This is a genomic window from Bacillus sp. FSL K6-2861, from assembly GCF_038630725.1.
Lineage (GTDB): Bacteria > Bacillota > Bacilli > Bacillales > Bacillaceae > Bacillus > Bacillus velezensis.
This window is the reverse complement of record NZ_CP152037.1, coordinates 824,406-839,429: the sequence shown is the minus strand read 5'-3', so window position 1 is coordinate 839,429 and position 15,024 is coordinate 824,406. Positions and strand designations below refer to the sequence as shown.

Sequence of the window (15,024 nt, the reverse complement as noted above, 5' to 3'; positions counted from 1 at the left end):
CTCACATTCCCCCTTTTTCATATGACACGTAGACGTCTGTCAACAGCTCTGACTCTTTCGGATATGGACTCTTTTCGCTGAACGAGACGGCTTTTTCAATCGATTCGCTGACACGCTGTTCGATGTCTGACAGTTTATTTGCATCTGTTTCTTTTAGAAGATAGTTTTTAAAGCCTTGGATGGCATCCTTTTCTTCAAGATGCTCAGTCTTTTCATCCTTTGTTTTATAAGTTTGGGCATCCCCTTCGAAATGTCCGTAGTTTCTGTAAGTCATACATTCAATCAAAGACGGGCCTCCGCCGTTTCTTGCTCTTTCTATCGCTTCCCCGGCTGCCTGATAAACTGCTAAAATATCTTTTCCGTCCACCGTGACCCCCGGCATGTTGTAGGCAGCCGCCCGATCGGCGATTGAATCACAGGCTGATGCGTACTCAAATGTCGTGGCTTCGCCGTAACCGTTGTTTTCGGCGATGAACACGACAGGAAGATTCCATACTGCCGCTAAGTTCAGCCCTTCATGGAAGGTCCCTTGGTTATTGGCTCCGTCCCCAAAAAAGCAAACGCTTACATTTTTAGTTTGTTTATATTTAGCCGTGAGCGCTGATCCGCATGCGAGCGTGAATCCGCCCCCGACGATTCCATTTGCGCCTAACATGCCTTTATCAAGATCCGCAATGTGCATAGAACCGCCTTTGCCTTTACACAGTCCGGTCGCTTTTCCGAATATTTCCGCCATCATGCCGTCCAGATCACAACCTTTGGCGATACAATGGCCATGTCCCCTGTGTGTGCTTGTAATGCTGTCGCCATCATCTAAATGAGCGCACACCCCCGCAGCTACCGCTTCTTCACCGGCATACAAATGGACGAATCCGGGAAGCACTCCTTGCGCGAACAGTTCATGCACTTTGTCTTCAAAGCCCCTGATTTCCAGCATCTTTTGGTACATCCACAGCGCTTTCTCCTCAGTTAATGACAAGCCTTCTCGTTTTAACAATTCCATTTTGTGCGCCTCCTTCTATTTAGGGTTCACACTTATAAATGCAAGAAGCATGCCAGCCTTTGAAGCCCGTAAAATGAATGTTTTTATTTTTACAATGGAGACAGTTTGAGACAGGTGTCTCATTTTGTCTCGATCTGTTCCCTTTGTCTCGTTTTATGGTATACAAAAAAGACCGGGCATCACCCTGTCTTTGACAATGATCGACGTATTTATTTCCTCGGAAATCTTTTAACTGCTTCATTCTTTTGCATACAGTCTATCGCGGCGTTTGAGTGGTTACACTCTTTTTTTTCATATCCGCGTGCTGCAGTTCATGCTTTTCTTCAACAGCCCGATTCAGCGCTTGAAGCATGTAGCCAATGCCTTTATACGATGACAAAGGCCAGGTGATATGCTGATGCTCTCCGATGACGGCGTTTAGGACGCTTCGGTATTTTTTCCCGCCAAGCATGATAAACTCTTCGATGTCGGAAAAGCCTTTTTCATGAAATTGACGGCGCAGCTCGTCCGCTGCCATGATCTCCGGATGACCGGTTCCAAAAGTGACATCGTAATTTCCGGGAACCATATCATCCGGACGAAGGAATCCGTGCTTTGCCGACAAAATTACCCACTCATCGAAAAATGCTTTCGCATATCGCTCGCACGCCTGATGAAACGGGCTGAGATAAGCGTCTTCCGCCCTTACCGGACCTGTATCTGAATGGACATCCCAAATTTTTTTCTTGCCGCAGGGGATGATGCACAGTCGTTTCATTTTTCTCTCCCCTTTATGATGTATGTCCTATCAATGTACCATGATTCGTTTATTTCTGCATGACGAAACTGGCCATGGATCTGTCTGGGTAAAAACTGCACACAAAAAGACCCGGAATTCAAACCGAAATCCGGGCCGGATGAAGAGTTATTTATGTCACTCTTGCTCCATCCCATCAAGATACTTTCTCTCAAAGTCATCGAGCAATGCACGCACTTCATCTGTTGACTTTGTATTCATGCATTGATTTCTTAATTCACTTGCTCCACGGAATCCGCGGAGATATATCTTGAAAAAGCGGGGGAGCGGTTTATATGCTCGAGCTTCTGCTTTTGAATATTCATCATGAAGATCCAGGTGCAATCTCAAAAGATCAAGCAATTCCTTACTGCTATGCTCTCTCGGCTCCTTTTCAAAGGCGAATGGATTAGTAAAAATGCCTCGTCCAATCATAATCCCGTCAACACCGTATTGTTCAGCGAGTTTCAAGCCGGTTTCACGGTCAGGAATATCCCCATTGATCGTTAATAGGGTATCCGGCGCTATCTCATCACGAAGTTTCTTGATTTCCGGGATGAGCTCCCAATGCGCATCTACTTTACTCATTTCCGCTCTTGTACGCAGATGAATGGAAAGATTCGCAATGTCTTGTTTCAGTATGTGTGTCAGCCAGCCGCGCCATTCGTCTATATCCGTGTAGCCAAGTCTGGTCTTCACACTTACCGGCAGACCTCCTGCTTTCGCCGCCTGTATTAATTCGGCTGCAACTTCAGGACGGCAAATCAGGCCGCTTCCCTTTCCATTCCCCGCCACATTAGGTACAGGACAGCCCATATTGATATCCAGGCCCTTAAACCCTAATTCCGCCATCCCAATACTCATTTGGCGAAAGTTTTCAGGCTTATCTCCCCATATGTGGGCAACCATCGGCTGTTCATCCTCCGTGAAAGTCAAACGGCCGCGCACACTATCCTTCCCATCCGGGTGACAATAGCTTTCTGAGTTTGTAAACTCTGTGAAAAACACATCAGGTCTGCCTGCTTCACTCACAACATGGCGAAAAACGACATCCGTCACATCTTCCATTGGTGCCAGTACAAAAAATGGCCGTGGTAATTCACGCCAGAAATTATCTGTCATAACAAATCCAAATCCTTTCATGATGGGATACAGCCAAACCTTTATCCCAAAATTAAAAACTGACCATGCTTCTTTTACACTTATAGCATGTGTCAGCACTTCTTATCAAACGATAGTAAATTTTGAACATTTCACTTTTTACACGTAAAAAAGTGAAAAAGCAAACTGAAGCAGAACGCCTTAATTGAGTTAACGTAATAGACTATCGCTATAGTTAACCCCATATCGTTCATTTCTGATCAACTCAGCCAACTCCTTAACCTTTAAAAGGGTTTGAGAGAGAAAAAAGTGTGATGATTATCTACACCTATTTTTTTATTTATATTGTGGTTTATTAATAGTAGCGCTGACCTTCGTCTTTCTTAGCGGCCTTACTTTTGCTCTTTTTGGATAAAAGGATTCCAACCTAAATAGAATATCATATGAGTTCTCCCTATTACCAATGCAAAATAATTGTCCATATGTCAATATCTTTATAACGTTTTAGTTTTAAAGTTATTACTTATAAACAAAATATCTGCATAAAAAAAATAAATAATTACATTTATAAGGTGCCACAGTAATCATCTATAAATGTTTGTATAAGGTTACGATTCGGTAATCCTGATCCAAAACCAATAAAATAGACTGCTGACTAAGTGCCGCAGTCTCATTCATAAGATTAATAAAAAAGTGTTCATTTTCTTTCATCATTAAATAAGGCATCAGAAGTTATTGCTTTCATTTCGAATATCCTTTGTTATACCTGTGATGATTTGTATAACAGTGAAAACCCCCAAGAAAACAGTGACAATATTAAACCATGGATTATCATAGAATGAAAGATATGTTTGAAAGAAATCCAGCTCAACTATGTTTGCTGGGAATCCATTCATTTCTCTATAATTAGGACCCCATCCCGTTAATTCTGCAAAATTAAAATAAAGCTGTGAAACTAAAAATGCCAACAACGTTTGAAACCAACTTCTTTTAAATAACGGTCGTTTTTTGTTTACTTTATCCATTTCATTATCCGTTTCCTTTTCTGCAATACTTTTTAGCCAAGTGTCAATCTATAATCTTTATATTATGAAGCATGATTGTCGCAATAATTGCTTATTAAGGATATAACCATTGCAGGTATTACTGTAATAGTTGTTATCACTTGCGTTTCCGCCTCGGATTTATTTCTTCTTTGGGAATAAGGAAAATAATCGGGGTCCTTTTTTCCTGTTTAGGCTTTCATATCATGTATAACGACCAAACATGCTTTTTTAGTGTGTTTGATCTTTTATCCACAGTTGTTGCTAATAGTAGATGTTCCAACTGCCGTTGTGATTAGTGTAAGTAAGCAACCTTGCCTTTTACACCTTCTGCTTCAGAACCTTCGTTCAGTGGTTGAGGTTCCAATATCTCTCATTCGGTTTCACCTCCTTTTTATCATTTATTACAACTATCGCCAATAGTAGAAGTGCCGATGAGTGTCGGGGACTTTATTCTTTAAGAAAGAAGTTTACAAAATATTAACTGAGATTACAAGTATTCACGGAACATGAACGACTTGTTATTGCTTCTGGTTCACAACAAGATCTTCATATTTTGTCTGTAATGCCGTTTCCAAACGAAAAAAAGAAAGTGAAGCAGCCTACTTGGCTGTTTTTCACTTGCTTTTCCATACGTTTTTTTCAACTCTTTTTATCAGTTAAATAAAGACAAAAGACAGATAGGACAAGGGCACAAAACATAAAAAAACCCGGAAATCGGAAATGTTTAATTTACCGAAATCCAGGTCTGATTACGAATTGTTTATTTTAGTTAGACGATTTTAATACAAGCTTCGCCACGGCTTCCACATGAGCCGTCTGCGGAAACATATCAACAGGCTGAATATATTCGACGCGATAGTCCTTCGACAGCGTCTGCAAGTCTTTCGCCAGTGTGGAAGGATTGCAGGATACGTAGACGAAGCGTTTCGGTTTTACTTTTTTGATGGTATCTAAAAATGTTCTGTCACAGCCGGTTCTCGGCGGGTCGACGATGACCACGTCAGGGCGGAAGCCTTCTTTCGTCCATTTCGGGAGCCAGTGTTCGGCTGTTCCTGTGACATATGCCGCGTTTTTGATGCCGTGTTTTTTGGCGTTTTTCTTCGCATCATCAATTGATTCTTTAATGACGTCCATGCCGCGGATCTCTTTTGCGCCGTTTGAAACCCACATGCCGATCGTACCGACGCCGCAATACGCGTCTACGACTTTTTCTTTTCCTGTCAGCTGAGCCGCTTGTTTCACTTCATCATACAGCTTGACCGTCTGCTCAGGGTTGAGCTGGAAGAAGGCGCGGGCGCTCAGTTCAAATGACACGTCACCGAGCACTTCTTGAATGGCATGGCTTCCGGCCAGCGCTTTTGTTTTGTCACCGAAAATGACGGATGTGCGCGCGCCGTTGACGTTTTGAATAATCGATTTCACTTCCGGCAGACGGTTTTGAATGGCTTTGACGATCTCGTCTTTATTCGGCAGTGTCTCTTTCGCGGTGACAAGCACGACCTGCACTTCGCCTGTTTCAAAACCGACTCTCGTCACGATGGTGCGGACATCGCCTTTTTTGGTCCGTTCGTTATAAACGGATACGTTGTGTTTTTCCAAAATACGGCGGACGATACCCGTTGTTTTGTTTGTCGCCGGATGCTGGACAATGCATTCCTTAATCGGAACAATTTTATGGGAATCCAGTCCGTATAAGCCGGCAATGATGCTGCCGCTTTGCGAGCGTCCGACTTGGAACTGGCTTTTGTTCCGGTAATTCCAAGGGTTGTCCATTCCGATCGTATCTTTAATGTTCATTTCTTCGACATTGAATCTCGTATGACGTTCCAGAGACTGAATGACGATGTCGCGTTTTTCGCGAAGCTGCTGGGTGTATGCCAGATGCTGAAGCTGACAGCCGCCGCACTGGTCATAGACCGGGCATGGCGGCGTGACGCGGTGTTCAGACGGCTTGCGGATTTTTTTGACACGTGCTTCTGAAAATTTCGGCTGCACATTTGTCGCTTCGGCAACGACTTCTTCACCGGGCAGAGCGCCGGGAACGAAGACAACTTTTTTCTTAAAATAGCCGACGCCCTCTCCGTTAATGCCGAGACGTTTGATGGTCAGCGGAAATGTCTGTCCGATTTTCAATTCGGCAGGCGCCTTTTTTTGATGTTGATTCACGTTTTTTTCTCTCCGTTTCTATATAAAGCCTTCCTCCTGGGAAAACGGCTGATTTGAAATATCACATCTTTTCAGTATAACATGCAGCCGGCGGTTCCTTCATGTTTTTCACTGGAAGTTTCCAAAAATCCTCATCATTCAATACTTCTCCACAAGTACAAGGACGCATAGCTTAAATACGGCGCCCATTCGCTGCTTACCTGGAGCATCACGTCTTTTGACGGTTTATCCTCAAGGGCGAAGCGGCGTTTGACGGCGTTTTGCAGGCCGATGTCCGCCAAAGGAAACAGATTCGGGCGGCCGAGGCCGAACATGAGGACGTTTTGGACGGTCCACGGGCCGATGCCTCTGATGGTGATCAGCTTTTTCATAATGTCTTCATCCGACAAATGGGTAAGTTCCGCCAGATTGAGCGCTCCTTCTGCAATCATCCGTGAAATGTCAATCGCATATTCCGCTTTTCTCATGCTGAACTGGAGCTCCCGCAAGTCCTGATACTCAAGCCCCGCGATCGTTTTCGGCTCGGGATAGCACCAGACGCCGTCTTTTTGTTCACCGAAGGCATGGACGAACCGTTCCGTTAAAGTAAAAGCGAAGGACAGGTTGAGCTGCTGGTGGATGATGCATTTCATGAGACAGTTGTAGACGTCATATTCCAAGACGAGCGGGGTTCCCGCATGCTCCTCAAAAAGCGCCGACAGATTTGTTTTTGAGAAATGATCAAGCACAGGCTGAAGCGGCTGCTCCCACTGAAAAATGTGTTTGATCCGTTCAATCATCTCCTCGCGGTCCGTTTCTCCGCTGACGAGAAAGACCGGGTCTGCGACGGTGCCTTCCGCTTGAACCGTGATGACGGACAGTTTGCCGTCCCGTGTTCTGAGCGGCACTTTGATTGATCTTGCATGAAGATCGACCGCATTCAGCGGATCGAGCGACAGCCTTTCAAGGACTTTATCAAAATGATACGGCGGTGTGACCGAAACCGTTTCCTCCCACATATGCTCCACCCCTTTTTGTCCAAGTATATCATGAAGCAGCCGGGCGGCAATTCGTATACTTTTCTTCATAACGCCGCATGATATAATGGCAGGCGGAGGGTTGTTTATGATACATATAACCGCAATCACAACACATAATGAGATATTAGATAATATCCCCCTATCACGTACAGAACAACCGGACATCGCATGGTACTGGATTGATTTTTTCGGCGCTGAGATGCATGAAACCGAGCTGCTGCGTGATTATTTTCACTTTCATCCGCTTGCGATCGAGGATTGCTTTCAGCATATGCAGCGGCCGAAAATCGACCATTATGACGGCTACCGTTTTTATGTGCTCCAAGCCTTGAACCCGGACACACTGGAAATGGAAGAGGTGGACATTTTTCAGTCCGACCGTTTCATCGTCAGCTTCCATTTGCACGAATCGCCCGGCGTCTCAAAGGTGAGAGAACGGTTTTTCGCTTCTCCGGGATTAGCCAAAAAAGGGCCCGGGCACATCACTTATATGATTATGGATCAGCTTGTCGATGAATATTTCCCCGTGCTGTACAAAATTGAAGACCGGCTGAATGAAATTGAAGACAGCAGAACCCATAAATCTTACGGCACTTTAATGAATGAAGTGTTTGAATTGCGGACTGATCTTTTGAACCTGAGGCGGACGATCATTCCGATGCGCGATTTAATGTACCGGATTTTGAGCCTTGACCATGTAAAAGAAAGCCGTGAAACGAAAGCGTATTTCAGCGATATTTATGACCACCTGTTAAAACTGGCTGAGCTGATCGAGTCAAACCGTGATATGACGTCAGATTTGCGGGACAGCTATGTGACGCTGAATTCAAACCGGATGAACGCCATTATGATGACATTAACCATCGTCTCGACCATTTTTATCCCGCTGACGTTCATCGCAGGGGTTTACGGCATGAATTTCGATAACATGCCTGAGCTTCATTGGAAATACGGGTATTTTATCGTTTTGGGCGTAATGGCCGTTCTTGTGGCCGCCATGCTGTTTTGGTTCGCCCGCAAAGGCTGGTTTAATATTTTCAAGTAAGAACGGCTGCCGGCTGTTCTTTTTTTTGAGAAAACATGATAGTCTGGAAAAAAACGTAAAGAGGTGTGCGCCGTTACCATCCTTTCTCACAAAATCATTTCTTCTGTCCTCCTGGCTTTCAGTGTCATGTCCATTGCCCCGCTGTATAACGGCCGTACGGTGTCTGATTACATCTTTGAGTTACTCGGCTTTTCCTCTTGGCCGGAAGATGGAGCCCATATCTCCGTCATTCCCGGGGTCGTGCTTTACTTTGCGGCGTTAATCTGGTGTGCCGCCGCGTTCAGGCGGACGCTTCCCGCGGCGGGGCTGTTTCTGATCTTTCTCAGTATGGGGGCCGCTTCCGGTATCAGTCCTGCCACCGAATATGCCGTTTTTTCCTTAAAACAGTTCGCGCCCGAAAAAGAGGCTGTCGAGTATTTGAAGCACCGCAGCGAATGCAGTCATCTGGTTGAGCGAAAAAGAGCGGGCATGAGCTGCACGCTTTATATCAATCATTACGGAAAAGGGGAACAAACCATTTCTGTCACCCCGGATTTATCAGAAAACATAAAGGACGTCACATTCAAATCAAAAACGTTCACTGTAAAACCCCGTTCAAAAACAATCATCAAAACCCGATTTACCGGATTTTATAAGGGGAAAGCCGCCTCAGACTCCGGATGGTCTTCAGAACCTGAACTGAAAGTGGCAATCCTGTACACAGCAGATTAACCATTTTGCATGTATAATGGTGGAAAACTTTTCATTGGAGGGACTGTCAAATGAAGATCGCCATCGTCGGACTCGGCAATATGGGCCGCCCCATCGCCGAAAATATTATGAAAGCCGGATACAGTCTGACTGTATATAACCGGACGAAAGAAAAAGCGGCTGACCTGCTGGATAAAGGGGCAGAATATGCCGAAACGCCCCGACAGGCAGCTGAACATGCGGACATCGTGCTGTCCATGCTGTCAGACGATGACGCCGTAATAGACGTAACGTTCGGAGCTTGCGGCATTATTGCCGGGTTATCTGAAAACGGCATTCATATTTCAATGAGCACGATCAGTACGGCGCTGTCAGAACAGCTTTCCGCCGCACATTCGGGCAGAGGACAGTCCTTTATTGCCGCTCCCGTCCTCGGCCGCCCCGATGCCGCCGAGAAGGCCGAGCTTCGCATCATCACAGCCGGACCGGCGGAAGCGAAGAAAAAGGCCGAACCGCTGCTTAACATCCTGAGTCAGCAAGTATTTGATACTGGTGAAGAAACAAAAACGGCCAATGCCGCGAAAATCAGCATCAATTTCTTGCTCGTGTCCATGCTTGAGGCGTTATCTGAATCGTTCTTAATGATGGAGAAGTACGGGTTAGAACAAAAACAATTTTTAGAAATCGCCGGCGCGCTCTTTGGCTCTCCCGTCTATCAAAATTACGGCACGATCATGGCTGAGGAGAAATTTGAGCCGGCCGGTTTCAAAATGTCTTTAGGGCTGAAGGATACCAATCTGGCGCTCGCCGCCGCAGAACAGGTTTCCGCAAAACTCCCTCTTGCCGAACTGGCCAAGAGCCATTTTGAAAGCGGGATCGCACAAGGCTTCGGGGATCTGGATTGGGCCGCTTTGATTAAATGCCTGAAATAACAAAACACCTCTCCATTACCAGGAGAGGTGTTTTCTACAGGCGCGGCAGCTTCATTTCTTTCTCAAACATCAGGTCATCAATGCTTTTAAACGTGTAGCCTTCTTTTTTCAAATCGGTAATGGCATCGTCCAGAGCTTCTGAATTGTCCTTTGAAACGGTGTGGAGAAGGTAGATCGCGCCGGGATGAGCCTGCTTTATCATGTGATCATAGGCGTATTGTTTCCCTTTTTGCTCGTTAACCTTCCAGTCGACAAATGCGACGGACCAGAAAACGGTTTGGTAGCCGAGGCGCTTCGTTTCTTTGAGGACATATTCGCTGAATACGCCGCGCGGCGGACGGAGATACAGGTTGTCCCGCTTTCCAGTAATGTTGTACACAGCTTCCGTGACAGAATCGAGTTCGTCTTGAATCTGATCGCCCGTTTTTGTCGTCAGATCAGGATGATGAAAAGAATGATTGCCGATGATATGGCCTTCCTTTGACATCCGTTTAATCAAATCAGGCTGCTCTTTCACAAAATGACCCGTGACAAAAAAAGTGCCCGTGACGTGATGTTTTTTTAACACATCAAGCACTTTCGGGGTGTACCCATTTTCATATCCGTTATCAAACGTTAAATAGATGGTCTTTTCTTTCGTATTGCCCAAATAAAAGGCATCATATTTTTTGACCAGATTGTCCAGCTGTCTGCCGGCATCCGGCGGCTGATGATTGACGCTGCGTTTAAAGCCCCAGTTTATCCGTTCATTCGGCACGGCTTCTGCGCTGTTGATGCCTCCCGCAAGTAAAACGGCCATGCAGCAAATTGAACAAAACCATTTCATGACCAGCACTCCTTCTGCATTTTTCCTTATTTTGCAGTAGGCCCTGCCCTTTTATACAGCCGCATTATGGAAAAAGAAAAACCCCGGCATCCGCCGGGGTTTATTCCCAATCCTTTTTAAAGCGTTCGTATTTTGCTTCCAGATCATCAAGCATGCCGATGAGCCGGTCTATATCTTCAACGTCCGTTGATTCAGGGTCTAATGAATCAATGACATTCATAAACATATCGAGTCTGTTCTTCAGGTAATCGAGCTGCTGATCTTTGCTGTTTACTGCATTCCCCATACTTCCACTCCATTCATTTTTTATAATGGTAGCGTATTTTTTGCCGTTTTTCAATGGTTCCGCTACTTGCGATCTTGGCAGATCAGGTCTAAAATTAACAGTTGGCAGACGTTAGTATGCCCCATTTATAAAGGAGTTAGATAGTCATGACACAAAACACAACACTGCGTCCGATCACACCGGAGTACGATCCTTGGGAAGCGTACATGGATGTCGACCAGTATGGAGATATGAAACTGACGAACGTTGAATTCACAACGACGACTTTGTGCAATATGAGATGCGAGCACTGCGCCGTCGGGTACACGCTCCAGCCGAAAGACCCGAATGCGCTGCCGATCGACCTTTTCTTAAAGCGGCTTGATGAAATTCCTCTGTTACGCTCTATCAGCATTACGGGCGGCGAACCGATGCTTTCGCTGAAATCGGTAAAGGAATACGTCGTCCCGCTTTTGAAATATGCGCATGAACGCGGCGTGCGCACACAGATCAATTCAAACCTGACGCTTGATATCGGGCGCTACGAACGGATTATTCCTTATTTGGACGTTCTTCACATTTCTCACAACTGGGGAACAGTCGAGGACTTTGCCGACATCGGATTTGCGATGATGGAGAAGAAACCGACATTTGAACAGCGGGCGCGCTATTTTGACAAAATGATTGAAAACAGCCGCACGCTGGTCGAAGCAGGCGTAATGGTTTCAGCGGAAACGATGCTGAACAAACGGACACTGCCGCATATTGAACATATTCACCGGCAGATTACGGAAGAAATGAAATGCCAGCGGCACGAAGTCCATCCGATGTATCCGAGTGATTTCGCCAGCGCGCTTGAATCACTCAGCCTGAAGGACATGAGACAGGCCATTCATCATCTGCTCGACATTCGCGATGAAGAGACATGGATGCTGTTCGGTACGCTCCCGTTTTACGCATGCAGCCCTGATGAAGAAGATCAGAAGCTCCTCCTCCGCCTGCGGGAAGCGAAAAACGTTACGGTGCGAAACGACCCTGACGGCCGCTCCCGCCTGAATGTCAACATTTTTGACGGAAATATCATTGTCACGGATTTCGGCGATACACCGCCGCTCGGCAATATTAAAACAGACAGCCTTCCCGAAGCATATGACAAGTGGAGACAGACGAAGCTGAGCAAAGAGCTGAACTGCCGCTGCACAAACGTCCGGTGCCTCGGCCCGAACGTCCTTGTCAAAAACAGTTATTATCAGGACACAGATTTTTCATTACGAAAAGCCAGAGGTTAACAAAAGATGGAAACGACATTTACGGACATTTTGAAAAGCAAAGTGGTTGAGATCATCATCGTCGCTCTCGTGCTTTACGCCGGTGTTTTTCTGATCAACCGCTTTGTCCAGGTGTTATTTAAACGCACGGATTTCTTGGAGGAACGGAAAGGGAAGACGATTGAAAGCCTCGTCCGATCCATCACCCAGTATACGGCGACGATCGGTTTTATCTTTTACGTCATTTCTTTATTCGTTCATGATTTCGGCCGAATTTTAGCCGGGGCGGGTGTTGCCGGTATCGTCATCGGTTTCGGCGCCCAGTCGTTAATCAAGGACATATTGGCCGGTGTCTTTTTAATATACGAACGCCAGCTTCATAAAGGCGATTACGTGACGATTAACAATCTGTTCAACGGCACAGTCGAAGAAATCGGACTCCGTTCCCTCCAGATCCGTGAGTGGACCGGCAAGCTGCTTACCATATCTAACGGTGAGGTCAGACAGCTTCAAAACTATAACATTGATTTTATGCGGATTACCGAGTCCGTCGTGATCAGTTACAAGGAAGATCCCGAGCGGGTATATGCCGTCTTAGAAAAAGCCTGCGATATGCTCAATGATGAGCTTCGCGATTCACTGAAGCGGGATGAATTTCTCAATGCGACGGAGCCGTTTCAAGTGCATGGAATCATGAGCCTGAACAAATTGACAAGAGGCATAGAATTTACCGTCAAAGGCATGGTTCAAGACACAGAATACTTCTCGGCGAGCCTTGCGGTGAGACGCGTTCTTGCCCGGGAGCTGTACAACAACAATGTGCAATTGCTCGAGGAAATGTATCACACACAAAAAAGCTGATTCCCGAACCGGAATCAGCTTTTTTTATTTATCTCGGCTGCGCTGTCATTTGAAAACCGAATGTGACGTGATCCTGTACCGGAATCCAAGCCCCGATTCCTTGCGAAGTCACATTTTTGACGACAAGTTTCCGCTTGCTGCCTTTCAGCACCAAATACACTTCACCGTATGTTACTTTTCCTTTTTCATTAACGGCCGGAGCGTAGGCATGCAGGTAGCCGAGCCGCTGCGGAGAAATTTTGTAGGTTTGATCGCGTTTTGTGCCTGCGCCGATAACCGTTTCAAACGCGAGCGGCAGTTTTGTTTTCTTCATCGCTTTTTGCATCATCATGCTTTTTACGTCTTCTGCGTTCGGCACCTTCGCTGTGAGCCCGCCTTTGATTTTGTATTGCTGTTCTTGGGCGTATGAGATAACCGCGGTTTGCTGCCCGCCCCGGTTATCCGCTCTGTTCGTATTGATTTTTTTATATTCCCAGTTGGCGACCGTTTCGTTCGACTGATAGCCGAGCGCCCATTTCCCGAGAAATATTGTCGCCCGGTATCCGATGGCAAGCGGTGAACCGGAAACCGAGGATTCATTCAGCATCTTTATCAGATGCGGATTTTCGATGTTGATCTCTGATGTATCTAACAATTCCTTCGCCAGTTTGCTCGGCTGAAGCATCGGCTGGTCCTGTGAAGCATTCGGATACGTATTTTCCTTTGAAATGCTTACGACAGAGTTGGGAACTTTAAACGGTTTTTTTGCACCGGCAGACGGCGTTGCGAAAAAACTAAAGGATAACAGCAGAATCAGTGTGGCATGAAACAGCTTTCTCATCATATCACTCTTTCTATAGCATTTTCCTTTAGTCTTTTCCTCCGCAATCGTTGTTATCCGCATTTTTTACAGGTTAAAGCAGGAAAAAACCGATCGCCATAATGACATAAGCGGCAAGGAGCGTAGCCCCTTCAAACCAGTTCGAATCACCGTCATTTGAAATCATTGTCATCAAAAGGACGGATGAGATCATCGCGACAAGCTCGGGCAATGTGAATACAAGCGGCATATTGACCGGAAAAAAGATGGAACAGATCACAAGAACCGGAGCCACAAACATGGCGATCTGCAAAGTCGAGCCTACCGCGATTTCAACGGCGACATCCATCTTGTCTTTGTACGCCATAATAATCGCCGACGCATGCTCTGCGGCATTTCCGACGATTGCGACGATAATCACTCCGATAAACAGCTCGCTCCAGCCGAACTGTTCAGCCACCGCATGAAACGTATGGACAAGGTTTTCAGATATGTAGGCGACGATAATGGTTGAAATAAATAAGACGGCTGTCGCTCTTTTCCCCGACCACTCAGGCTGCTCCTCTTCTTCCTTTGCCTCCGGCTGATTCGGCTGATAAACACCGCGGTGGGTGACGAGCTTGAAATAAAGAGCTGCCACGTACAAAAGGATCATGATGATGCTGATGCCGACACTCAAATCAAGCTTGTTTTTTTCCCCCATATCCATGGAAAACACTTCGGGAATGACAAAAGCAACGATAATGGCAAAAATCAGCAGGCCTGAATTATGCCGTGCATCATGAATATTGAATTCCTGCCGCTTGTATTTCAAACCGCCGATAAAAAACGACAGTCCCGCGACGAGCAAAAGATTGCCGAGCACCGAACCGGTCAGTGAAGCAAGCACGATGCCCGTCAGCCCTTCTTTTAGGGCAAAAAGCGATATAATCAGCTCTACCGCATTGCCGAACGTGGCATTCAGCAGACCGCCGATCCGCGGTCCCGCGATAATGGCAAGAGATTCAGTCGCTCTCCCCATATAACTTGCAAGCGCAATAATCGTCAAGCAATAAATAATAAACAAAACCGCTGACGGCCAGTGCATCAGGCCGCCGATGACTGAAAGCGGCACTCCCGCCGCAGCTGTAAAGAAAAAAATCCGATTCATATCTGCCTGGCTCCTTTTTTCGAATGAGTCTTTTTATATCCTTCTCAAAAACTCCCTCAATTACACTTCCGCGGCAGC

Annotated in this window: 15 protein-coding genes; 5 read left to right on the top strand and 10 right to left on the bottom strand. The window is 46.1% G+C overall.

Features of this window, described 5'->3' with window-relative positions:
• Position 1 precedes the first annotated feature (1 nt).
• The 6 genes from acoA to NYE62_RS04065 form a co-directional block, all read right to left on the bottom strand.
• Positions 2–1,003: an acetoin:2,6-dichlorophenolindophenol oxidoreductase subunit alpha gene (acoA, locus tag NYE62_RS04090; protein ID WP_003155540.1), complete on the bottom strand. Its 1,002-nt coding sequence runs from the start codon at positions 1,001–1,003 to the stop codon at positions 2–4.
• Positions 1,004–1,259: 256 nt separating this feature from the next.
• Entirely contained in the window at positions 1,260–1,760 is a 501-nt protein-coding gene (locus NYE62_RS04085) for a DUF6884 domain-containing protein (protein ID WP_039252315.1), read from the bottom strand.
• 156 nt (positions 1,761–1,916) lie between these two features.
• Complete coding sequence (locus NYE62_RS04080) at positions 1,917–2,900, bottom strand: tRNA-dihydrouridine synthase (protein ID WP_007408522.1); 984 nt, start codon at positions 2,898–2,900, stop codon at positions 1,917–1,919.
• A gap of 704 nt (positions 2,901–3,604) precedes the next feature.
• On the bottom strand, positions 3,605–3,904 hold the full coding sequence (locus NYE62_RS04075) for a YfzA family protein (RefSeq protein ID WP_039252317.1): 300 nt from the start codon (positions 3,902–3,904) through the stop codon (positions 3,605–3,607).
• A gap of 786 nt (positions 3,905–4,690) precedes the next feature.
• A complete protein-coding gene (gene rlmD, locus NYE62_RS04070; protein ID WP_021493862.1) occupies positions 4,691–6,091 on the bottom strand; it encodes a 23S rRNA (uracil(1939)-C(5))-methyltransferase RlmD in 1,401 nt (466 codons plus the stop codon).
• Positions 6,092–6,225: 134 nt separating this feature from the next.
• Positions 6,226–7,089 (bottom strand): DNA-3-methyladenine glycosylase, encoded by an 864-nt coding sequence (locus tag NYE62_RS04065; RefSeq protein WP_342497478.1) that lies wholly within the window; start codon positions 7,087–7,089, stop codon positions 6,226–6,228.
• Between the two features lie 106 nt (positions 7,090–7,195).
• Here NYE62_RS04065 and corA point away from each other — a divergent pair, with 106 nt between their 5' ends.
• The 3 genes from corA to NYE62_RS04050 all read left to right on the top strand — a co-directional run bounded on the left by corA (position 7,196) and on the right by NYE62_RS04050 (position 9,777).
• Positions 7,196–8,155 (top strand): magnesium/cobalt transporter CorA, encoded by a 960-nt coding sequence (gene corA / locus NYE62_RS04060; protein ID WP_342497258.1) that lies wholly within the window; start codon positions 7,196–7,198, stop codon positions 8,153–8,155.
• A gap of 63 nt (positions 8,156–8,218) precedes the next feature.
• Positions 8,219–8,866: a hypothetical protein gene (locus NYE62_RS04055; protein WP_015239402.1), complete on the top strand. Its 648-nt coding sequence runs from the start codon at positions 8,219–8,221 to the stop codon at positions 8,864–8,866.
• Positions 8,867–8,916: 50 nt separating this feature from the next.
• Positions 8,917–9,777: an NAD(P)-binding domain-containing protein gene (locus NYE62_RS04050; RefSeq protein WP_020955507.1), complete on the top strand. Its 861-nt coding sequence runs from the start codon at positions 8,917–8,919 to the stop codon at positions 9,775–9,777.
• A gap of 34 nt (positions 9,778–9,811) precedes the next feature.
• Here the strand turns inward: NYE62_RS04050 and pdaA are convergent, their stop codons facing one another.
• Positions 9,812–10,603: a delta-lactam-biosynthetic de-N-acetylase gene (gene pdaA, locus NYE62_RS04045; protein ID WP_003155556.1), complete on the bottom strand. Its 792-nt coding sequence runs from the start codon at positions 10,601–10,603 to the stop codon at positions 9,812–9,814.
• A gap of 100 nt (positions 10,604–10,703) precedes the next feature.
• Entirely contained in the window at positions 10,704–10,889 is a 186-nt protein-coding gene (locus NYE62_RS04040) for an SE1561 family protein (protein ID WP_003155558.1), read from the bottom strand.
• A gap of 146 nt (positions 10,890–11,035) precedes the next feature.
• Here NYE62_RS04040 and yfkAB point away from each other — a divergent pair, with 146 nt between their 5' ends.
• Both yfkAB and NYE62_RS04030 read left to right on the top strand, forming a co-directional pair.
• Positions 11,036–12,157, top strand: coding sequence for a radical SAM/CxCxxxxC motif protein YfkAB (yfkAB, locus tag NYE62_RS04035; RefSeq protein WP_342497257.1), 1,122 nt, complete (start codon positions 11,036–11,038; stop codon positions 12,155–12,157).
• Positions 12,158–12,163: 6 nt separating this feature from the next.
• Entirely contained in the window at positions 12,164–12,997 is an 834-nt protein-coding gene (locus NYE62_RS04030) for a mechanosensitive ion channel family protein (RefSeq protein WP_108725094.1), read from the top strand.
• Between the two features lie 28 nt (positions 12,998–13,025).
• On the opposite strand, the gene NYE62_RS04025 is transcribed toward NYE62_RS04030, so the two are convergent.
• Both NYE62_RS04025 and cax read right to left on the bottom strand, forming a co-directional pair.
• Positions 13,026–13,820, bottom strand: a complete 795-nt coding sequence (locus NYE62_RS04025) for a YfkD famly protein (RefSeq protein ID WP_094031586.1) — start codon at positions 13,818–13,820, stop codon at positions 13,026–13,028.
• Between the two features lie 70 nt (positions 13,821–13,890).
• The gene (cax, locus tag NYE62_RS04020) at positions 13,891–14,946 is read right to left on the bottom strand and encodes a calcium/proton exchanger (RefSeq protein WP_007408511.1); all 1,056 of its coding nucleotides are present in this window, start codon (positions 14,944–14,946) and stop codon (positions 13,891–13,893) included.
• Positions 14,947–15,024: the final 78 nt, after the last annotated feature.

Bases quoted from the DNA above. Each gene is read 5' to 3' on its own strand.
- NYE62_RS04025 (WP_094031586.1), bottom strand. From the start codon at position 13,820: ATGATGAGAAAGCTGTTTCATGCCACACTGATTCTGCTGTTATCCTTT.
- NYE62_RS04080 (WP_007408522.1), bottom strand. From the start codon at position 2,900: ATGACAGATAATTTCTGGCGTGAATTACCACGGCCATTTTTTGTACTG.
- NYE62_RS04040 (WP_003155558.1), bottom strand. From the start codon at position 10,889: ATGGGGAATGCAGTAAACAGCAAAGATCAGCAGCTCGATTACCTGAAG.
- NYE62_RS04065 (WP_342497478.1), bottom strand. From the start codon at position 7,089: ATGTGGGAGGAAACGGTTTCGGTCACACCGCCGTATCATTTTGATAAA.
- cax (WP_007408511.1), bottom strand. From the start codon at position 14,946: ATGAATCGGATTTTTTTCTTTACAGCTGCGGCGGGAGTGCCGCTTTCA.
- acoA (WP_003155540.1), bottom strand. From the start codon at position 1,003: ATGGAATTGTTAAAACGAGAAGGCTTGTCATTAACTGAGGAGAAAGCG.
- NYE62_RS04050 (WP_020955507.1), top strand. From the start codon at position 8,917: ATGAAGATCGCCATCGTCGGACTCGGCAATATGGGCCGCCCCATCGCC.
- pdaA (WP_003155556.1), bottom strand. From the start codon at position 10,603: ATGAAATGGTTTTGTTCAATTTGCTGCATGGCCGTTTTACTTGCGGGA.
- NYE62_RS04085 (WP_039252315.1), bottom strand. From the start codon at position 1,760: ATGAAACGACTGTGCATCATCCCCTGCGGCAAGAAAAAAATTTGGGAT.
- corA (WP_342497258.1), top strand. From the start codon at position 7,196: ATGATACATATAACCGCAATCACAACACATAATGAGATATTAGATAAT.
- NYE62_RS04030 (WP_108725094.1), top strand. From the start codon at position 12,164: ATGGAAACGACATTTACGGACATTTTGAAAAGCAAAGTGGTTGAGATC.
- yfkAB (WP_342497257.1), top strand. From the start codon at position 11,036: ATGACACAAAACACAACACTGCGTCCGATCACACCGGAGTACGATCCT.
- NYE62_RS04075 (WP_039252317.1), bottom strand. From the start codon at position 3,904: ATGGATAAAGTAAACAAAAAACGACCGTTATTTAAAAGAAGTTGGTTT.